The 18,756-nt window shown below is 70.3% G+C and carries 19 protein-coding genes; 15 read left to right on the top strand and 4 right to left on the bottom strand.

Features of this window, described 5'->3' with window-relative positions; translation table 11 throughout:
* Window positions 1-59 precede the first annotated feature (59 nt).
* The 10 genes from ACFXI3_RS24550 (at window position 60) to ACFXI3_RS24505 (ending at window position 10,671) form a co-directional block, all read left to right on the top strand.
* On the top strand, window positions 60-1,379 hold the full coding sequence (locus ACFXI3_RS24550; RefSeq protein WP_344284661.1) for an MFS transporter: 1,320 nt from the start codon (window positions 60-62) through the stop codon (window positions 1,377-1,379).
* Between the two features lie 683 nt (window positions 1,380-2,062).
* Window positions 2,063-2,980 (top strand): tRNA pseudouridine(55) synthase TruB, encoded by a 918-nt coding sequence (truB, locus tag ACFXI3_RS24545; RefSeq protein ID WP_378402404.1) that lies wholly within the window; start codon window positions 2,063-2,065, stop codon window positions 2,978-2,980.
* A gap of 41 nt (window positions 2,981-3,021) precedes the next feature.
* Window positions 3,022-3,987 carry a bifunctional riboflavin kinase/FAD synthetase gene (locus ACFXI3_RS24540; RefSeq protein WP_344284666.1) on the top strand — a complete coding sequence of 322 codons (966 nt, stop codon included), beginning with the start codon at window positions 3,022-3,024 and terminating at the stop codon, window positions 3,985-3,987.
* A 159-nt stretch (window positions 3,988-4,146) separates the two neighbouring features.
* A complete protein-coding gene (locus tag ACFXI3_RS24535) occupies window positions 4,147-4,623 on the top strand; it encodes a helix-turn-helix transcriptional regulator (protein WP_344284669.1) in 477 nt (158 codons plus the stop codon).
* Between the two features lie 3 nt (window positions 4,624-4,626).
* The gene (gene thpR / locus ACFXI3_RS24530) at window positions 4,627-5,106 is read left to right on the top strand and encodes an RNA 2',3'-cyclic phosphodiesterase (RefSeq protein ID WP_378402401.1); all 480 of its coding nucleotides are present in this window, start codon (window positions 4,627-4,629) and stop codon (window positions 5,104-5,106) included.
* A gap of 164 nt (window positions 5,107-5,270) precedes the next feature.
* Window positions 5,271-5,540: a 30S ribosomal protein S15 gene (gene rpsO / locus ACFXI3_RS24525; protein WP_037812514.1), complete on the top strand. Its 270-nt coding sequence runs from the start codon at window positions 5,271-5,273 to the stop codon at window positions 5,538-5,540.
* Window positions 5,541-5,778: 238 nt separating this feature from the next.
* Window positions 5,779-8,028, top strand: a complete 2,250-nt coding sequence (locus tag ACFXI3_RS24520) for a polyribonucleotide nucleotidyltransferase (protein ID WP_378402399.1) — start codon at window positions 5,779-5,781, stop codon at window positions 8,026-8,028.
* A gap of 86 nt (window positions 8,029-8,114) precedes the next feature.
* Window positions 8,115-9,479 carry a pitrilysin family protein gene (locus tag ACFXI3_RS24515; RefSeq protein WP_344284680.1) on the top strand — a complete coding sequence of 455 codons (1,365 nt, stop codon included), beginning with the start codon at window positions 8,115-8,117 and terminating at the stop codon, window positions 9,477-9,479.
* Entirely contained in the window at window positions 9,476-10,225 is a 750-nt protein-coding gene (gene dapB, locus ACFXI3_RS24510) for a 4-hydroxy-tetrahydrodipicolinate reductase (protein ID WP_344284683.1), read from the top strand. Before ACFXI3_RS24515 ends, dapB begins: the two co-directional genes overlap by 4 nt.
* Window positions 10,222-10,671 carry a tetratricopeptide repeat protein gene (locus ACFXI3_RS24505; RefSeq protein ID WP_344284686.1) on the top strand — a complete coding sequence of 150 codons (450 nt, stop codon included), beginning with the start codon at window positions 10,222-10,224 and terminating at the stop codon, window positions 10,669-10,671. The genes dapB and ACFXI3_RS24505 overlap by 4 nt, the downstream gene beginning before the upstream one ends.
* Before the next feature lie 136 nt (window positions 10,672-10,807).
* On the opposite strand, the gene ACFXI3_RS24500 is transcribed toward ACFXI3_RS24505, so the two are convergent.
* Window positions 10,808-11,323 carry a hypothetical protein gene (locus ACFXI3_RS24500; RefSeq protein ID WP_344284689.1) on the bottom strand — a complete coding sequence of 172 codons (516 nt, stop codon included), beginning with the start codon at window positions 11,321-11,323 and terminating at the stop codon, window positions 10,808-10,810.
* A 152-nt stretch (window positions 11,324-11,475) separates the two neighbouring features.
* On the opposite strand from ACFXI3_RS24500, the gene ACFXI3_RS24495 reads away from it, so the two are divergent.
* Window positions 11,476-11,952 (top strand): GtrA family protein, encoded by a 477-nt coding sequence (locus tag ACFXI3_RS24495; RefSeq protein WP_378402395.1) that lies wholly within the window; start codon window positions 11,476-11,478, stop codon window positions 11,950-11,952.
* On the opposite strand, the gene ACFXI3_RS24490 is transcribed toward ACFXI3_RS24495, so the two are convergent.
* A complete protein-coding gene (locus ACFXI3_RS24490) occupies window positions 11,942-12,496 on the bottom strand; it encodes a GNAT family N-acetyltransferase (RefSeq protein WP_378402393.1) in 555 nt (184 codons plus the stop codon). The genes ACFXI3_RS24495 and ACFXI3_RS24490 overlap by 11 nt on opposite strands.
* Window positions 12,497-12,546: 50 nt before the next feature.
* Between ACFXI3_RS24490 and ACFXI3_RS24485 the strand changes: the two genes are divergently transcribed.
* Window positions 12,547-13,761 carry a DNA glycosylase AlkZ-like family protein gene (locus ACFXI3_RS24485; protein ID WP_344284698.1) on the top strand — a complete coding sequence of 405 codons (1,215 nt, stop codon included), beginning with the start codon at window positions 12,547-12,549 and terminating at the stop codon, window positions 13,759-13,761.
* 572 nt (window positions 13,762-14,333) lie between these two features.
* Here the strand turns inward: ACFXI3_RS24485 and ACFXI3_RS24480 are convergent.
* Both ACFXI3_RS24480 and ACFXI3_RS24475 read right to left on the bottom strand, forming a co-directional pair.
* Window positions 14,334-15,209, bottom strand: coding sequence for a DUF4097 family beta strand repeat-containing protein (locus tag ACFXI3_RS24480; RefSeq protein WP_344285341.1), 876 nt, complete (start codon window positions 15,207-15,209; stop codon window positions 14,334-14,336).
* A 311-nt stretch (window positions 15,210-15,520) separates the two neighbouring features.
* Entirely contained in the window at window positions 15,521-16,045 is a 525-nt protein-coding gene (locus tag ACFXI3_RS24475) for a toxin-antitoxin system HicB family antitoxin (RefSeq protein ID WP_378402391.1), read from the bottom strand.
* Between the two features lie 84 nt (window positions 16,046-16,129).
* On the opposite strand from ACFXI3_RS24475, the gene thyX reads away from it, so the two are divergent.
* The 3 genes from thyX to ACFXI3_RS24460 all read left to right on the top strand — a co-directional run bounded on the left by thyX (window position 16,130) and on the right by ACFXI3_RS24460 (window position 18,694).
* Window positions 16,130-16,888: an FAD-dependent thymidylate synthase gene (thyX, locus tag ACFXI3_RS24470; RefSeq protein WP_378402389.1), complete on the top strand. Its 759-nt coding sequence runs from the start codon at window positions 16,130-16,132 to the stop codon at window positions 16,886-16,888.
* Window positions 16,889-16,898: 10 nt separating this feature from the next.
* The gene (locus ACFXI3_RS24465; protein WP_344284707.1) at window positions 16,899-17,297 is read left to right on the top strand and encodes an ACT domain-containing protein; all 399 of its coding nucleotides are present in this window, start codon (window positions 16,899-16,901) and stop codon (window positions 17,295-17,297) included.
* 155 nt (window positions 17,298-17,452) lie between these two features.
* Window positions 17,453-18,694 (top strand): Nramp family divalent metal transporter, encoded by a 1,242-nt coding sequence (locus ACFXI3_RS24460; RefSeq protein ID WP_378402387.1) that lies wholly within the window; start codon window positions 17,453-17,455, stop codon window positions 18,692-18,694.
* Window positions 18,695-18,756 lie beyond the last annotated feature (62 nt).

Genomic DNA, 18,756 nt, shown 5'->3' with positions numbered 1-18,756 from the left:
GAGGCGGCAGCGTCGTCGTCCTCCTCTGTCCGACGCTCGCCTGCTCTCTGGAGGAACTCTTGACGCCCGCCGGCCGCGCCCCTGTCCGGTCCTGGCTCATCTGGCTCACCGCGGTCACGGTGTACCTGCTCGCCGTCTTCCACCGCACCTCGTTCGGCGTCGCCGGGCTGAAAGCGGCCGAACGCTTCGGCGTCGGATCCGCCGCGCTCGGCATTTTCACCGTCTTGCAGGTCGGCGTCTACGCGGCCATGCAGATCCCGACCGGCGTGCTGGTCGATCGCTACGGCCCGCGCCGCGTGCTCACCGCCGCCGTCCTGATCCTGGGCTCCGGGCAGCTGCTGCTCGGCATCGCCGACACCTACGCGCTCGGCCTCGTGGCCCGCGGCGTCCTCGGCCTCGGCGACGCGCTCACCTTCGTCAGCGTCCTGCGCCTCGTCGCCGCGCACTTCCCAGCCCACCGGTACGCGCTGCTCGCGTCCTTCACCTCGTGCGTCGGCTACATCGGCAACCTCGCCGCGACCGTCCCGCTCACCCTGCTCCTCGACGGTCCAGGATGGACAGTCACCTTCCTCGTCGTCGGTGCCGTGACGGTCCTGTACTCGGTGCCGGTCCTGCTGCGCGTCCGCGACACCCCGGAAGGCGTGCCGGAACGCAAGCGCGAACCCGTGCGCCCGGCGGAGCTGGCCACACAGGTCAAGCTGGCTTGGCGAACCCCCGGCACCCGGCTGGGTTTCTGGGTGCACTTCTCGACGATGTTCGCGCCGAACGTCCTGACCCTGTTGTGGGGCATGCCGTTCCTCGTACAGGGCGAGGGTTTGCCCGCCGCGACCGCGAGCGCGCTGCTGACGGTGTTCGTGTTCGGCTCGATGGCGGGCGGCCCGCTGCTGGGCGCGTTGATCGGCCGCTCCCCGGCACTGCGAGTTCCGCTGGTCGTCGGCTACCTCAGCGGTGCCGCGATCGTGTGGGCAGTGCTGCTCGGCTGGAACGGCCACGTCCCGGTGGGCGTCCTCGTCCCGGCGTTCGCCTTCCTCACCCTGGGCGGCCCGGCGTCGATGATCGGCTTCGCCATCGCCCGCGACTACAACCCGCTGTCGCGCGTCGGAACCGCAACCGGAGTGGTGAACGTCGGCGGCTTCCTCGCGACGACGGTCACCGCCCTGCTAATCGGCATCCTGCTCCAGGCGACCGGCGGCAACTTCCGGATCGCGCTGCTGGTCGTGGTGGCCGTGCTGGCATTCGGCGCCACCAAGATGCTCGTGTGGTGGCGGCGGGCCCGCGCCCACGTGTTCGCCGCGGAGGCACGCGGGGAGGAAGTCCCGGTCCAGATCCGGAGGCACCGCTGGGACCACGCACCGGAAGAGGCCGTGGCTGCCGCCTGATCCAGTCGCCTCTGCCGATCCGTTCAGCCAGCCGCCCTCGGCAAGTCGATTCAGGCAGCCGACCTGACCGGCCCGACCGCCTGGGGCATTCGTCCAGGACGCTCGCCCTGGCCAGTTGCCCAGGCCGATCGTCGGTGTCGGTTGGCTGTCCGGAGCGGTCGCTCGGGGTCGGCTGCTTGAACCGGTCGGTTCGGCGATCTCGGGCGTTCGCCCGGGACGGCCGTCCAGACCGGTTGTCCAGAGCGGTTGTCGAAGCGGGGCGACCGTCCAGGGCACTCGCCCTGGACGACTGCTCGAGCCAGCCGCCCCACTCGATCGTCCGCCCAGGGCATTCGCCCGGATCGAGTGCCCGGCCCGGTCGTCCAGTCCCGCCATCCCATCCCGCCATCCAAACCGGGCAACCGTCCAGAACAGAACACTCGCCGAATCGAACCCCGAACCGCCAGCCAACCCCGTCGCCCAAGCCGCTTCCGTCATCCCGGCCCCGCCCGACCCGCCAACCCCAAACCTGGCAACCGCTCAGAACACTCGCTGAACCGAACCACCGCCCAAACCCCGCCGCCCAAGCCGCTTCCGTCATCCCGGCCGCCCCAACCCCCACCCGACCCGCCAACCCCAGCCGCCCCAGCCCCCGCCCGAACCGGGCGCCGCCCGCGAAACCCCGGCTAGGTAGGGTTTCCGCCGTGTCTCGCCCGAAAGAACCGCGTCGTCCCGCTCCTCCGCCCGGATTGCTCATCGTCGACAAACCGGCGGGTATGACGTCGCACGACGTGGTCGCGCGGGCGCGGCGGATCATGGGCACCCGCAAGGTCGGCCACGCCGGCACGCTCGACCCGATGGCGACCGGCGTACTGGTGCTCGGCATCGAGCGCGCCACCAAACTGCTCGGCCACCTCGCCCTCGACCGCAAGACTTATCTCGCCACCCTGTCGCTCGGCCGGTCCACCACCACCGACGACGCCGAGGGCGAACCGCTTGACACCGATGCCGCGCCGGAAACCCTCGCCGCCGTCACTGACGAGCAGATCGCCGACGGCATCGCCAAGCTGACCGGCGACATCCAGCAGGTGCCCAGCGCCGTGTCCGCCGTCAAGATCGACGGCAAGCGCGCCTACGCCCGGGTGCGCGCGGGAGAAGACGTCGTCCTCCCGCCCCGGCCGGTGACCGTGCACCGGTTCGACGTTCTGGGGCTCCGTCGCGAGGACGACCGGATCGAACTCGACGCCATCGTCGAATGCTCGTCCGGCACCTACGTCCGCGCGCTCGCCCGGGATCTCGGCGCCGGGCTCGGGGTCGGCGGGCACCTGAAAGCCTTGCGCCGCACCACAGTCGGGCCGTTCACGCTCGCCCGCGCGCGCACGCTCGACCAGCTCGAAGAAAAACCGGAACTCTCCCTGGACCTCGACGCCGCCGTCGCCGCGGCGTTTCCGCGCCGGGATCTCGACGCGGCCACGGCCAAGGCGGTCCAGTACGGCAGGCGCATCCCGGCGGGCGGAATCGAGGGCACCTACGGCCTGTTCGCGCCGGACGGCCACGTGCTCGCGCTGGCCTCCGACACCGAGGGAGTGACCCGCTCGGTGGTGGTCCTCCTGCCCGCATAGGGTGGGGGCAAAGGCACCTTGCTCGGGGAGAGTTGACAACAGTGCAGCGGTGGCGTGGGCTCGGGGACCTCCCGGGCGGCTGGGGACGGTGCGTGGTCACCATCGGCGTGTTCGACGGCGTGCACCGCGGGCACCAGGAACTGATCAAGCGCACCGTGGCGACAGCCGCCGAACGCGGTGTGCCCAGCGTGGTGGTCACCTTCGACCCGCATCCGTCCGAGGTGCTGCGCCCGGGAAGCCATCCCGCGCAGCTGACCACGTTGCGGCGCAAGGCCCAGCTGGTCGAAGGACTCGGCGTGGACGTTTTCTGCGTGCTGCCCTTCACCCTGGAGCTGTCCCGGCTCAGCCCGCACGAGTTCGTGCACGAGGTGCTGGTCGACCGGCTGCACGCGGGCGCGGTGCTGGTCGGCGACAACTTCACCTTCGGGGCCAAGGCCGCGGGCAACGTCGCGCTGCTGCGCGAACTCGGCCGCCGCTTCGGGTTCGTCGCCTACGGCGCGGAGCTGCAGGGCCGTTCGCTCGACGACGATCGCGGCGCCAACGACATCACCTTCTCCTCCACCTACGTGCGCTCGTGCATCGACGCCGGCGACGTGGTGGCCGCGTCCGACGCGCTCGGCCGCCCGCACCGGCTGGAGGGCATCGTCGTCCGCGGCGACGGCCGGGGCCACGACCTCGGCTATCCGACGGCCAACCTGTCCACCGCGAGATTCGCCGCCGTGCCGGCGGACGGCGTCTACACGGCCTGGTTCAGCCGGCTGTCGGACCCGGACCGGCGGCTGCGCGCGGCGGTGTCGGTGGGCACGAACCCGACGTTCTCCGGCCGCGAACGCACCGTCGAGGCGTTCGTGCTGGACGTCGACGAGGACTTCTACGGCCAGCACGTCGCACTGGACTTCGTCACCCGGTTGCGGGATCAAGCACGGTTCGGCGCGTCGGCCGATCTCGTGAAGAAGATCGACGAGGACGTGGCCCGGACCAGGGAAGCGCTCGGCTCCGACAGCTGAGCGGACCTCGTCCCGGGACGGGCCGGGCCCGGGACGGATCGGGCGTTCCGGCCCGCCGGGGGCATCCGGAGTGGCAAGATGGGCCGGCGGCGCCGGGCCGGGGGAGCAAGTCCTCCGGCTGGCGGCCGCGGGACGACAGCGCTAGGGGAGCGGAGCTAGGTGGAGGACCACAAGATCGTCCAGCGGAACATCGCGCTGCAGCGGGAGTGGTACGGGGAGCCGCTGGGCGATCGGGTGCGCAGGCTGGTCGTGGCCTTCGACGTGTCGCAGGCGTTCCTGGCCGAGGTGCTGGGGATCAGCGCGCCGATGCTGAGCCAGGTGATGAGCGGGCGGCGGGCGAAGATCGGCAATCCGGTCGTGCTGGCGCGGATGATCATGCTCGAACGCAAGATCCTGGTGCCCGAGGTCGCCGCGGGCGACCGCGACGCGATGCAGGCCGCCCTGGAGGACGTGCGCGATTCGCGGCCCACCGTCGGCCGCGACAACATCCCGGTCAACTCGGACGAGAAGATCCTGCTCGCGGGCATCCGCGACGTCGCCGAGGACGAGAACCTCGCCGAGGCGGCGAAGCTGCTCGACGACGACTACCCGGCGATCGCCGACCTGCTCCGCCGCGCGGGAGCCTCGGGCCAGTAGCCGATGCGGTTGTTCTCCGCGCTGCGCCCGCCCGCCGACGTCGCGGCGGAAATCGACGGTGCCCTCGGTTCCCGGGACCGGCTGCTGCGCTGGTCAGACCCGGCCGGATGGCACGTCACGCTGGCCTTTTACGGCGAGGTCGACCCCGCCGAACGTGCCTCCTTCCTCGACCGGGCGCTGGACGGCCGAAAATCCGTTGACGTCCGGCTCCGGGGTTCGGGAACATTTCCGGGAGTGCTGTGGTTGGGAGTGGCGGGGGAGGACCTCGCCGATCTCGCCGCAGCCGCGGGCGCCGACGACGAAGACCGTCCTTACCGGCCGCACCTGACGCTGGCGCGGTGCCCGCGCACGCAGCCGCCCACCGACTGGACGGAACGGCTCGCGGGTTTCCGCAGCCGCGTCTGGACCGCGGACCGGGTAGAGCTGATGGGCGGTGGCAGCCCTTACCGCACGCTGCGGACTTGGCCTCTGCGGCGCGGGTGAGGCGGTGCTGCCCAGCTAGCCGTACGCGCCTGAAGCCGCAGTTCAACCGGCTGGTAACCTCAGCAACCGGGTCCGGCTGCAGTCCGTGGCGGCCGTGACCGTCTCACCCGGCCGCGTGGCGCGGTACGGGCCTCACGGCACTAGATGCACAAGGAGCACCACCAGTGGCGCTGTCCACCGATGAGAAGAAGACGATCCTCGCCGAGTACGGGCTGCACGACTCGGACACCGGATCCCCCGAGGCCCAGGTCGCGCTGCTGACCAAGCGGATCATCGGCCTCACCGAACACCTGAAGACGCACAAGCACGACCACCACTCCCGTCGCGGTCTCCTGCTGCTGGTCGGCCGTCGCCGCCGGCTGCTGAACTACACGGAAAAGGTGGACGTGGCGCGGTACCGGGACCTGATCAAGCGTCTCGGCCTGCGCCGATAGCGTGCTGACGAGGGGGAGCGGCTTCGGCCGCTCCCCCTCGCCGCAAGCACACCCCCTACACGGCGCGAGCGCGCTGGAGGAACGATCTCGCCGGTCCTCGGTAGTGGTTCCCGGGCAACGGACCCGGGGGCTTCGATCGAAGACCGGCCTCACACCTCCTCGAGCGTCCTCGGGCGAACCGGGTCCCACAGTGGGAGACTCGCGCTGCTGCGATGGAACCAAAGAGGAGATTGACCATATGACCGACTCCACCGGAGTCACCGTGTTCGAGACCGAAGCCGTTCTGGACAACGGCCGGTTCGGCACCCGCACTGTCCGGTTCGAGACCGGCCGGCTCGCCAAGCAGGCCGCCGGCTCCGTCGTCGCCTACCTGGACGAAGAGACCATGCTGCTGTCGGCGACCACGGCGTCGAAGCACCCGAAGGAGCACTTCGACTTCTTCCCGCTGACCGTGGACGTCGAGGAGCGGATGTACGCCGCCGGCCGCATCCCGGGCGCGTTCTTCCGCCGCGAGGGCCGCCCGTCGACCGACGCGATCCTCACCGCCCGCCTGATCGACCGCCCGCTGCGCCCGTCCTTCGCCGACGGCCTCCGCAACGAGATCCAGGTCGTCATCACCGTCCAGAGCCTCAACCCGGACGACCCGTACGACGTGCTGGCGATCAACGCCGCGTCGGCTTCCACCCAGATCGCCGGCCTGCCGTTCTCCGGCCCGGTCGGCGGCGTGCGCGTCGCGCTGATCGAGGGCCAGTGGGTCGCGTTCCCGACCTGGCCGCAGCTCGAGAAGGCCACCTTCAACATGGTCGTGGCCGGCCGCATCGTCGGTGACGACGTCGCGATCATGATGGTCGAGGCCGAGGGCACCGAGCACACGCTCGACCTGATCGCCGACGGCGGCACCGCGCCGGACGAGACCACCGTCGCGCAGGGCCTCGAGGCCGCGAAGCCGTTCATCCGCGTGCTGTGCGAGGCGCAGCAGCGCCTGGCCGCCGACGCCGCCAAGCCGACCGGCGACTTCCCGGTGTACCCGGCCTACCAGCCGGACATCTACGAGGCCGTCGCCGCGATCGCGTCCGACGAGCTCGCCAAGGCGCTGCAGATCGCCGGCAAGCAGGAGCGCGACGCCGCGACCGACGAGGTCAAGGCCACTGTCCTGGAGAAGCTCGGCCTCGGCGAGGGCGAAGCCTTCGAGGGCCGCGACAAGGAGGTCGGCGGTGCGTTCAAGGCGCTGACCAAGAAGATCATGCGCACCCGCGTCCTCACCGAGAAGATCCGGATGGACGGCCGCGGCCTGACCGACATCCGCCAGCTCTCGGCCGAGGTCGCCGTGATCCCGCGGGCGCACGGTTCGGCGCTGTTCGAGCGCGGCGAGACCCAGATCCTGGGCGTCACCACGCTGAACATGCTCCGCATGGAGCAGCAGATCGACTCGCTCTCCCCGGAGACGACGAAGCGCTACCTGCACCACTACAACTTCCCGCCGTTCTCCACCGGCGAGACCGGCCGCGTCGGTTCGCCGAAGCGGCGCGAGATCGGCCACGGCATGCTCGCCGAGCGCGCCCTGGTTCCGGTGCTGCCGAAGCGGGACGAGTTCCCGTACGCGATCCGCCAGGTCTCCGAGGCGCTGGGCTCCAACGGTTCCACCTCGATGGGCTCGGTCTGCGCGTCCACGATGGGCCTGTTCAACGCCGGCGTGCCGCTGAAGGCTCCGGTCGCGGGCATCGCCATGGGCCTGGTGTCCGACGAGGTGGACGGCGAGACCCGTTACGTGGCTCTCACCGACATCCTGGGCGCCGAGGACGCGCTGGGCGACATGGACTTCAAGGTCGCCGGCACGAAGGACATCATCACCGCGCTGCAGCTGGACACCAAGCTGGACGGCATCCCGTCCGAGGTGCTCGCGGCCGCGCTGAAGCAGGCGAAGGACGCTCGCCTCACCATCCTGGAGGTCATCGCCGAGGCGATCGACGGCCCGGACGAGATGAGCCCGTACGCCCCGCGCGTCACGTCGGTGAAGATTCCGGTCGACAAGATCGGCGAGGTCATCGGGCCGAAGGGCAAGATGATCAACTCGATCACCGAGGAGACCGGCGCCGACATCTCGATCGAGGACGACGGCACGATCTACGTGGGCGCGGCCGACGGCCCGTCGGCGGAGGCGGCGATCGGCAAGATCAACGCCATCGCCAACCCGCAGCTGCCGAAGGTCGGCGAGCGCTTCCTGGGCACCGTGGTGAAGACGGCCGCGTTCGGCGCGTTCGTCTCGCTGCTGCCGGGCAAGGACGGCCTCGTGCACATCTCGAAGCTGGGCAACGGCAAGCGGATCGCGAAGGTCGAGGACGTCGTGAACGTCGGCGACAAGATCCGCGTCGAGATCGCCGACATCGACAACCGCGGCAAGATCAGCCTGATCGTGGTCAAGGAAGAAGACGCGGCGAAGCCTGCTGAAGACGACGCCGCTCCGGCCGAGACCGCCGAAGCCAAGTAGGGTTTCGCCCCGCACAAGCTTGGTCCGTGAAGGCCCCCTCTCCGGCTGGGGAGGGGGCCTTCACCGCATGTGAGCAAAGGATTGCATTGGCACGGCAGGTTTCCGGGCACGAGCAGCCCGTCGGCACCACCCGTACGCTCGAGTCCACTTCGGACGGTGCGGTAGTCAAGCGGAGTGTGCTGCCCGGCGGCTTGCGGGTGATCACCGAGCACGTCCCCGCGTCTCGTTCGGCGACGGTCGGACTCTGGGTCGGCGTAGGTTCGCGCGACGAGCCGCTCGCTGTCGCAGGCGCCGCGCACTACCTGGAACACCTGCTGTTCAAGGGAACCACCAACCGCGACGCCACTCAGATCGCGGAAGAGATCGACGCGGTAGGCGGCGAATTCAACGCCTTCACCGCGAAAGAACACACCTGCTACTACGCCCAAGTCCTGGACGCAGACCTGCCGCTCGCCCTCGACCTCGTCACCGACGTGGTTTTCGAAGCACAGTGCACGGACCGCGACATGGACATGGAACGCAGCGTCGTCCTCGAAGAGATCGCGATGCGCGACGACGATCCCGAAGATCTGCTGCACGAAACGTTTGTGGGCGCGATCATCGGCGACCACCCGCTGGGCCGTCCGGTGCTGGGCACGGAAAAGTCCATCACCGAAATGTCGCCGTCCGCCCTGCGCGGCTTCTACCGCCGCCGCTACACGCTGCCGCGAATGGTGCTGGCAGTCGCCGGAAACGTCGAACACGGCCAGGTCCTGCGACTGGTCAAGCGCGCGCTGAAAGAACGTCTCACCGGCGCCGCGACCCCGGTCGCGCCGCGATCCGGCCGTGCGCGGCTGAAGACCGTGCCGAAGCTGGCTCTGCACCCGGACGACACCGAACAGGCCCACGTGATGCTCGGCTTCCGCGCATTGCCGCGCCACGACGAGCGCCGGTTCACCCTGTCGGTGCTCAACGCCGCGCTCGGCGGAGGCATGAGTTCCCGGCTGTTCCAGGAGATCCGCGAACGCCGGGGCCTCGCGTATCAGGTGTATTCGTCGGTGGCGAGCTACGCCGATCTCGGGCACATGTCGGTGTACGCGGGCTGCCAGCCGGAGCGGCTGGGCCAGGTCGCGGGCGTGATCCGCGAGGTGCTCGACTCGGTCGCCGCGGACGGGCTGTCCGACGCCGAGGTCGCGCGCGCCAAGGGGCAGTTGCGCGGCGGGCTCGTGCTGGGTCTGGAGGACACGTCGTCGCGGATGTCCCGGATCGGCAAGAACGAGCTGAACTACGCCCGGTACCTGGGCGTCGACGACACGATCGCGCGGATCGACGCGGTCACGACCGAAGAGGTGTGTGCGCTCGCTCGCACTCTGCTGCGGCGTCCCGGCGGGGTGTCGTCCGCGGCGGTGGTGGGGCCGTACGCTCACGCCGACGACCTGCCGGACGATCTGCACGAGGTGATCGCGTCATGACCGAGTCCCCGATCCGCGTCGGCGTGCTGGGCGCACGCGGCCGCATGGGTGCGACCGTGGTGAAAGCCGTGGAAGGCGCCGCGGACCAGGAACTGGTGGCCGCGCTGGACGCGGGCGACGATTTCGCCCCGCTGGAAAGCGCCCAGGTGGTCGTGGACTTCACGCACCCGGACGCGGTGATGGACAACCTGCGCTGGCTGATCGCGCACGACCTGCACGCGGTCGTCGGCACCACTGGCTTCAGCGAAGAGCGGCTGACCGAACTGCGCGGGCTGCTCGCGGACAAGCCGCAGCTGGGCGTTTTGATCGCGCCGAACTTCGCGCTGGGCGCGGTGCTGGCGATGCGGTTCGCGGCACAGGCGGCGAAGTTCTACGCCTCGGCGGAGATCATCGAACTGCACCACAACCGCAAGGCCGACGCCCCGTCCGGCACCGCCGCGCACACCGCGCGGATGATCGCCGCCGCTCGGGCCGAGGCTGGGGTCGCTCCCGGCCCGGACGCCACGACGTCCGAAGTGGACGGTGCGCGCGGCGCTTCGGTCGAGGACGTCCACGTGCACTCGGTCCGCCTGCCGGGTTTGGTGGCGCACGAGGAAATCCTGTTCGGCGGCGAGGGCGAAACCCTGACCATCCGGCACGATTCGCTGGACCGCACGTCGTTCATGCCGGGCGTGCTGCTCGGCGTGCGTTCGGTGGTGTCGCGCCCCGGCCTGACGGTCGGCCTGGAGAACGTGCTCGACCTGTGAAAGCCCGCAATGTCGCGCTGCTGATGACGGCGGCGCTGGTGGTGTACCTGGTCCTGCTGGCGGACCGGGCCGTGGCGCTGCTCGCGACCGGGACGCCCGCCGGGATCGCGCTCGGCATCGGCGTGTTCCTGCTGCCGCTGCTGGGCGTGTGGATCGTCGTGGTGACGTGGCGGTCCGGCATGCAGATCCAGCGGCTGTCGCGGCAGCTCGACGCCGAGGGCGGCCTGCCGGACGTGTCGGACCTGCCGCGCCGCCCGTCCGGCCGCGTGGACCGCGACGCCGCGGACGCGTGGTTCGACGAGCGCCGCGCGGAAGTCGAAGCGGACCAGGAAAATTGGCGTCCCTGGTACCGGCTGGCGTACGCCTACGACATCGCGGGCGACCGGCGGCGGGCTCGGGCGACCATGCGCAAGGCGATCGAGCTGGAAGCCGCAGAACGCAAGTAACGCTCGCTCGGGCTGCGCGCTTTGCGTTCCTGCGAAAAGTCCGTGAGGGGAACCCTGAGGGACTCTGATTTCGTCAGGGTTCCCCTCACGGACCTTGGCATCGACGATGGCTGCCGAAAGCGTTGCGGCAGTTGGCTTACTGCAGCCACCCGGCGAACATCGCGGGCGAAGCCGCCAGCAAACTGAATCGCACCCATCGCCCGGCCAGCCCCGCCGCGAGGAACGTCGACAGCCGCATCCGGACCATCCCGGCGAGCACGCTCGTCGCCATGAACGGGGGCAGTCCGACGAGCGAGCTGATCCCGTAGGTGCCGGTCATCCAGTGCGGATGGCGCTGGCAGCGTTCGCGCAGCGCCTCGATCTTGCTGCGGATCACCTTGGTGCGCAGCTGCCAGCGGACCCGTCGCGGGGTGAGCGGGCGTTCGCGGTGCAGCCGGTCGTGCAGGAACTTCGGCAGCCGGATCGAGCCGCGCGCGGCCAGGTAGTACAGCAGTTTCCCGGCGATCTGCCCGACCGCGACCGCGCCGCCCAGCCACAGCCAGTGGACGTTGTGCTGGCTCGCGCAGAGGCCGATGACGAAGAGTTCGGCGTTGACCAGCGGCACGATCGCCGAGCCGAAGGCGACGCCGAGGGTCAGGAGCACCCAGCCCATCGTGTCACCCCCTCCGTGTCGCCGCTCACTCCAAGCTAGCAGCCATCACGAAAAGATCACGGGGGCTAACCCCACTCTTTCCCCTGGCGCCAACCCCAGAAGATCACCTGGCCGACCGGTCTCGGACACCTTCCGCTGCCAGGATCGAAGACGTGCCTGAGGTGCCGATCGCGGACCGTTTCGCCCGGCTGTGCGAGACGGTCGTCCGCGTCCTGCCGTTCGGACTGTCCCGGATCGTCGCGCCGAGTTTCCTCGGTTTCGCGGTGATCAACGGCTTCACGTTCGGCGTCGATCTGTTACTGCTGACGCTTTTCCACGGCGGGCTCAAGTGGCCGGTGTGGCTCTCGATCAGCGTCGCGTACGTGGTCGCGTTCGGGCTGAGTTTCGTGTTGAACCGCGCGCTGAACTTCCGCTCGCACGCGCCGGTGGGCCGTCAGGCGGTGCTGTATGTGGTGGCGATCGCGGTGAACTACGCGGCGTTCCTGCTCGGGCTGGGCGCCGGATTGACCGCGCTGGGCGTCGAATACCACCTGTCACGGCTGATCGCCGGGGCGTGCGAGGGCGTGTTCATGTACTCGGTGATGCGCTGGGTGGTTTTCGCGAAGCGCGAAGAGCCGGTCAGTGTGTGAGTTCTAGTTCCAACGTGCCGGTGAGCCGGACTTCGCGCAGCGTTCCGCGGCCGGTGTCGAGGGTGCGGACGGTGCCGTCGGGGGACCAGCCGGCGCGGCGGTAGAACCCGAGCGTCGCGTGGTCGGACTGCGCGACCCAGGTGATGCCGCGGTTCAGGCCGTTCGCGCGCAGCTCGGCGGCGGCGGTCGCGAGCAACCGCCCGGCGTGCCCGCGACGGCCCCAGCGGGGTTCGACCACCAGGGACGCGATCAATCCGGGCGCGTCCTCCGGCGGCGACCCGTCGGCCGCGGCGGCTTCGTCCTGCGGGGCCGGGCCGGCGACGCAGTAGCCGACCGTGAACGAGCCCTCGGTGGCCAGGTAGACGCGGGAATCGGGATACTCGATCGTCTCCGCCCAGGTGCCCTCGAGGTCGGCTTTCTCGAACTCGTCGATGGCCTCGGCGCCCAGAAGGTCGGCGTAGGCCGCCCGCCAGGTCAGCCGCTGGATGCGGGCGATCTCCGCGGCGTCGGACGGATTCGCGGGACGGACTTCGGCGGTACTCACGCGGGCAATGTACCGAAACTGTCGGGGGTGGCTGGCACCATGGCGGAATCATGCAGACGATCAGCCTTTCCGCCGCCCGCCGCACCGCTTTGGCCGCGCAGGGGTTCGCCGACCCCCGGCCTTCCTCCGCCCCGACCCGGCGGCACCTCGCCAAGGTGCTGTCGCGGGTCCAGCTGCTGCAGCTGGACTCGGTCAACGTCGCCGTGCGCGCGCACTACATGCCGCTGTTCTCGCGCCTGGGCGGATACGACCCGGCGCTGGTGGACGACGCCGCGTGGAGCCACCGCGCGAAACGGCCGCGGCTGCTGGTCGAATCGTGGGCGCACGAGGCGAGCCTGCTGCCGATCGAAGACTGGCCGCTGCTGAAGTCCGGCGCGAAACGGGACGGCTGGTGGCGGAACTACACGCGGGTCGTCGACACGGTGCCCGGCCTGCTCGACGACGTGCTGGCGATCGTCAAGGAACAGGGCCCGATCGGAGCCGGGGCAATTGAGAAGGCGCTGGAAACCGAGGCAGTCCGGCGCGGGCCGGGGGCGTGGTGGGAACGCTCGGTGGTGAAGAAGGCGTGCGAGTACCTGTTCGGCGTCGGCCAGCTGAGCACCGGCACGCGGCGATCGTTCGAGCGGCTGTACGACCTGACGGAGCGAGTGGTGCCGCCGGAAATCTTGTCGCGCAAGGTTTCCGCGGAGGAAGGCGCTCGCGGCCTGATCGACCGTTCGGCGCGGGCGCTGGGCGTGGCAACGGAAACCGACCTGCGCGACTACTACCGCCTTGGCCCGGCCGTCTCGCGGCAAGCCGTTCAAGAGCTGGTCGAGGAAGGCGTCCTGGAGCCGGTTCAGGTGGACGATTGGCGCGCGGTCGCCTACCGGCATGTCGAAGCGCGCACGCCGAGGGCAGTGTCCGGGCGGGCTTTGCTGTGCCCGTTCGATCCGCTGATCTGGGAGCGCGCGCGGACGGAGCGGTTGTTCGGGTTCCGGTACCGCATCGAGATTTACGTGCCGGAACCGAAGCGGGTGCATGGGTATTACGTGTTTCCGTTCCTGCTGGACGGTGCGCTGTCGGGACGCGTGGACCTGAAATCCGACCGGGCGGCCGGGGTGCTGCGGGTGCAGGGCGCGTTCGCCGAACCCGGCGTCGACCAGTCGCGGGTGGCGGCGGAGCTGGCCGGGGAGTTGCGGACGATGGCGGAATGGCAGGGGCTGGACGGAGTTGTGGTGGGGGAGCGGGGTGATCTGGCCCGGGCGTTGCGGCGCGCGGTGAAGTGAGGGGGAGACGGGTGAGCTGAGAACGTCGCGGGGAGGACCGCTGGCGGCTTGGCTGGGCAAGGCTCGCGGACAGTGGTTGGGGAGTGCGTTCAGGCTGGGCGGGAAGGCTCGCGGACACTGGACCGCGCGCAGGTTCGAGTTGGCTAGGGACGGCTCGCAGGCAGCGACCGGGAGCGCGTTCGGTGAGACGGCTCGGAGACAATTCCGGGACCATCGCGCTCAGCTCGGCCCGACTGGATGGCGATCGGCAGGCCTTTGCACCCCGGGAACTGTGCTTGCAAGGGAATTCCGCCGACCTCAGATCGAACTGGCCACCGAATCCCGTGTTCGGCTCGGCAACGACGGAAAAGTCTTGGCGTGCCAGGAAATACCCGCACTGACGAAACCCATCCACGCGCGCTTCCAGCCGGAAGCCTTGGCGGACAAGGCATTCCCCGGACAGCACGAAGCGGCGGGCCACCCGGAACGTCTCCGGTGCGGCCCGCCGCCTCCCCCTTGCATCCGTCCGCTCGGCGCACCCGGGGTGTGGTGCGACGGGTGTGTCGGCCTGAGCGGACGGGATGTTCCCGCCGTCAGCCGGCCGCGCGGGTCACCACCGCGTTGCCGGTTCCGGTGCGGGCGCGGACTTTCAGCGCGACCGCGCCCTCCGGCGGCGTGTCCGAGACGTCCAGCTCGCTCGAAACCCGGCCGGCCGCCGATGCCAGTTCGACTTCCGCTCTAACGCCGCCCCGGATCCCGACTCGTACCTCTCCCGAGCCGGTGATCAGCTCGAGCGATCCGGAAGCCGCGTCGGCCACCGACAGGTCGCCGCTGCCGGTGCGGGCCATCACGTCGCCCTCGACCGCGCCCAGCCAGACGTTGCCGGTGCCGGTGCCGAGCGTCGCCGGTCCGGCGATCGACGCCGCCTCGACCGACCCGCTTCCGCTCCGCAGTTGCAGACCGGCCAGAGTCGGGCCGAGCTTCACGGCACCCGTGCCGGTCCGGATGGTGGCCGCGCCGTCCGCGCGTTCCAGCGACACTTCGCCGGACCCGGTGAGGATGTCCGCACGGCCCGCGGCGCCGCTCACCTTGACGTCCGCCGAGCCCGCGCGCACCTCGAGATGCGACCCGGCCGGCGCGTGGACCGTCACCGACACCGGAACGTTCCGCAGCTGCCAAGCCTTCGCGGCCCGCACGACGACCCGGTTGCCGGTCTTCTCGATCCGCGCCTGCCGCACCGCGTCGGCGACCGAGAACTCCGGCATGCCGCCGAACTGGTCCCCGAACTTCTCTCCGACCCACGACAGCAGACTGCTGACGCCATTCACCCACGACGGCTGCTCGCCCGCGTCGTGCTGAAGCCGCACGGTCACCCCGGACTCCCGCCCGAGCACGACCTCGACCCGCCCGATCGTGACGCCCAGGTCCAGCTCCACCGGACCGTCCGCCTCGAAGTCCTGCAGCCGCACGTACGGACCCGGTTCCGCGGAGTCCGAGCCGGTCCCGGCCGCTGAACTGTCCGAAGTGGACTCCGCGCTGGCCGATGCGGCTGCGGTCTCGCTCGAAGCGGTCCCGGCGTCGGACTCGTTGTCCGCCTTCTCCGACGCGGCCGATGTCCTCGAAGCGGTGTCTTCGCCTGCGGAGGTTTCGCCCGCCGCGGCGTCGGCAGCGCTGCTGGACACGGGTTCCGCGCCCGCCGTCCCGAAGCCAGGTTCCCCAACCCGGTCTTCGGTGTTCTTCCCCTGGTCTTCCCGGTTCTCGCCCATGGTGGTGCCCCCTTCTAGCCTTCGACCCAGCCGTGCAGCTTGGTCTCGGTGCGGCCCCCGCCGCTGCCGCTGTCCTGCCAGCTCTGGTGCCGTTGCTGGTGCTGCTGCGCCTGGCCGAGCGCCCCCTGCACGGCCTGCGCCACGAACGTGTTCAGCGAAACGCCCTGCGCGGCCGCCGCCTGTTCGGCCTGGCCTTTGATCTGCTCGACCAGCCGCAGGGTGATCCGCGAGATGTCGCCGCCGTCGATCGGCGGGGCGGGAGGCGGCGGCGGGGGAGGCGCGGAAGAAGAACGCTCCTCGCCGCCGGTCACGACCACGCGCACGTCCCGGCCGTCCAGGCGGACGTCCACGACCTGGCCGGGCAACGCGGCGGTCACCTCGGCCGCGAGGTCGGACAGCGCGTTCATCAAAGTGAGCCGGACAGCCGGCTCCAGAGCAGACGACAGCAGTGCGGCCGCCCGCCGGGTCTGCTCGTCCCCGGCGGAGGCCGTGTTCGCGAGGTCTTCGCGAAGGTTCGCGATATACGGCGTCAAGTCCATGACACCACTATGGCGTCATCGATGACGTCACGTCAAGGCGCGGTGATGTCACCGGTGCCGCCGGGTTAGGCTGGCGGAGCCGACATGAGGGGAGCGAGACCGGTGCCGCCCAAGGTGCAGCTGATCGCGAAAACCGAGTTCTTCCCGCCCGAGGACGTGCCCTGGTCCACCGACGCCGACGGAGGCGAAGCGCTCGCCGAGTTCGCCGGACGCGCCTGCTACCAATCCTGGGAGAAGCCGAACCCGGCGACCGCGACCAACGCCGGCTACCTCGAGCACGTCATCGACGTCGGCCACCTGGCCGTGCTGGAGCACGGGTCGGTCACCTTCTACCTGTCCGGGATCTCCCGCTCGCTCACCCACGAGCTGATCCGGCACCGGCATTTCTCCTACTCCCAGCTGTCGCGGCGCTACGTTCCCGAGAGCGAGGCCGAGTTCGTCGAGCCGGGCGTCATCGCGCAAGACCCGGTGCTGCACGAGAAATTCGTCAAAGCCACGCAAGCCAGCGCCGCCGCGTACGACGAGCTGCTCGCCGGGCTGGAGGAGAAGTTCGCGGACACGCCGAGCGCGACCCTGCGCCGCAAGCAGGCGCGCCAGGCGGCCCGCGCCGTGTTGCCGAACGCCACCGAAACCCGCATCGTCGTCACCGGGAATTACCGCGCGTGGCGGCATTTCATCGCGATGCGCGCCACCGAACACGCGGATGTCGAGATCCGTTCGCTGGCCATCGAATGCCTGCGGCAGTTGCACAAGGCGGCGGCCAACGTGTTCGCCGACTTCACGATTTCGACCCTGCCCGACGGCACCGAGATCGCCTCGAGCCCGAAAGTGCTGGAAGGCTGACAACGCACTGATGAAACACCTGACGATCGACCTCCGCCCCGGCTCCTACTCGGTCGTGCGGCTGCCCGCCGATGCCTCCGTGCCCGCCGAACTGCTGGAACCCGGCGAGCCCGCGCTCGTGTCGGTGACCCGCACGCCCGACGAGCTGTCGGTGATCTGCCCGACCGGCCGCGAACCCGAGGGCGGCACGGTCGAGGACGGCTGGCGGCTGTTCACCGTGCGCGGGCCGCTGGAATTCACGCTCACCGGCATCATCTCCGCGCTCGCGTCGGAGCTGGCAGCGGCGGGCGTCGCGCTGTTCTCGCTGTCCACTTTCGACACCGACCACATCCTGGTGCGCTCGGACGACCTCGACCGCGCGGTAGCCGCCTTCCGCGAAGCCGGCCACGAAGTGCTCCTTCCCGCCTGACAAAGGTCCGTGAAGGGCTCCTTGAGGGAATCAGATTCCCTCAAGGAGCCCTTCACGGACCGTCGGCGCGACGTGGCGCAGCACACCCTTGCCCCGCAAAGTTCGGCATGCCTAAACTTTGAGTTGGGGCGACCGATATCAGGGAGTGGGCGCACATGGCGGTGGCGGAAGCGGCACGTCCGCGCGGCGTGGCCCGGCTGCGGGCCGGCTGGGCGCTGCTCGGGCCCGCGTTCGTCGCCGCGATCGCGTACGTCGACCCGGGCAACGTGGCGGCCAACGTCAGCGCCGGCGCGCGCTACGGCTACCTGCTGGTGTGGGTGATCGTCGCGGCGAACCTGATGGCCGTCCTCGTGCAGTACCTGTCGGCGAAGCTCGGTCTCGTCACCGGCCAGTCGCTGCCGGAAGCGCTGCGCGACCGGCTGTCCAGCCGCGCGCGGCTCGCGTACTGGGCGCAGGCCGAGATCGTCGCGATCGCCACCGATCTGGCCGAAGTCGTCGGCGGCGCGATCGCGCTCAATCTCCTTTTCGGGCTTCCGCTCGTCGCGGGCGGGCTGATCACCGGGCTGGTGTCCCTGGTGCTGCTCGCGGTGCAGGACCGCGGCGGCCAGCGGCCGTTCGAACGCGTCGTGACCGGCCTGCTGGTGGTGATCGCGGTCGGGTTCCTGGCGAGCCTGTTCATCGAGCCGCCGTCCGCCGCCGGGATCGCGCACGGCCTGGTGCCGCGGTTCAGCGGCGGCGACAGCGTCCTGATCGCGGCCGCGATGCTCGGCGCGACGGTCATGCCGCACGCGGTGTATCTCCACTCCGGACTGGTCCGCGACCGGCACGGCAAACCGGAACCCGCGCGTCGCCGACGCCTGCTGCGAGCCACCCGCTACGACGTCGGGTTCGCGATGCTGCTCGCCGGCGCGGTGAACCTCGGCATGCTGCTCGTGGCGGCGACGAATCTCCAAGGCCAGCAAGGCGTCGACACCATCGAAGGCGCGCACGGGGCAGTCGCCGCCGCGCTCGGGCCGGGCGTCGCGCTGCTGTTCGCGATCGGGCTTCTCGCGTCCGGATTGGCCTCGACGTCGGTGGGTGCGTATGCGGGCGCGATGATCATGCAAGGCTTGCTGCGCAAGAGGATCCCGATCGTCGCGCGCCGGCTCGCCACGCTCACTCCGGCGATCGTCGTGCTGGCGCTGGGCGCCGATCCGAGCGCGGCGCTGGTGGTGTCGCAGGTGGTGCTGTCCTTCGGCATCCCGTTCGCGCTCGTGCCGCTGATCCGGCTCACCGCCGACCGCGGGCTGATGGGCGCGGACGTCAACCGCCGGAGCACCACGGTGCTCGCCTGGGTCGTCGCCGCGGTGATCATCCTGCTCAACGTCGTGCTGATCGTACTCACCTTCGGCGGCTGAGACAGTCCTAACCGGACGGAACCGGCAGGGCTGCCGGACGGTCCGACTAGCATCTGCGCGAA

The sequence above is a fragment of the Amycolatopsis sp. NPDC059235 genome, from assembly GCF_042754125.1.
GTDB classification, from domain to species: domain Bacteria; phylum Actinomycetota; class Actinomycetes; order Mycobacteriales; family Pseudonocardiaceae; genus Amycolatopsis; species Amycolatopsis albidoflava.
This window is presented reverse-complemented; position numbering and strand designations above follow the sequence as displayed.

Excerpts from the sequence above, each read along its gene's own strand:
- thpR (WP_378402401.1), top strand. The coding sequence starts at position 4,627 with ATGCGGTTGTTCTCCGCGCTGCGCCCGCCCGCCGACGTCGCGGCGGAA.
- ACFXI3_RS24520 (WP_378402399.1), top strand. The coding sequence starts at position 5,779 with ATGACCGACTCCACCGGAGTCACCGTGTTCGAGACCGAAGCCGTTCTG.
- dapB (WP_344284683.1), top strand. The coding sequence starts at position 9,476 with ATGACCGAGTCCCCGATCCGCGTCGGCGTGCTGGGCGCACGCGGCCGC.
- ACFXI3_RS24500 (WP_344284689.1), bottom strand. The coding sequence starts at position 11,323 with ATGGGCTGGGTGCTCCTGACCCTCGGCGTCGCCTTCGGCTCGGCGATC.
- ACFXI3_RS24485 (WP_344284698.1), top strand. The coding sequence starts at position 12,547 with ATGCAGACGATCAGCCTTTCCGCCGCCCGCCGCACCGCTTTGGCCGCG.
- ACFXI3_RS24475 (WP_378402391.1), bottom strand. The coding sequence starts at position 16,045 with ATGGACTTGACGCCGTATATCGCGAACCTTCGCGAAGACCTCGCGAAC.
- thyX (WP_378402389.1), top strand. The coding sequence starts at position 16,130 with ATGAGGGGAGCGAGACCGGTGCCGCCCAAGGTGCAGCTGATCGCGAAA.
- ACFXI3_RS24465 (WP_344284707.1), top strand. The coding sequence starts at position 16,899 with ATGAAACACCTGACGATCGACCTCCGCCCCGGCTCCTACTCGGTCGTG.
- ACFXI3_RS24460 (WP_378402387.1), top strand. The coding sequence starts at position 17,453 with ATGGCGGTGGCGGAAGCGGCACGTCCGCGCGGCGTGGCCCGGCTGCGG.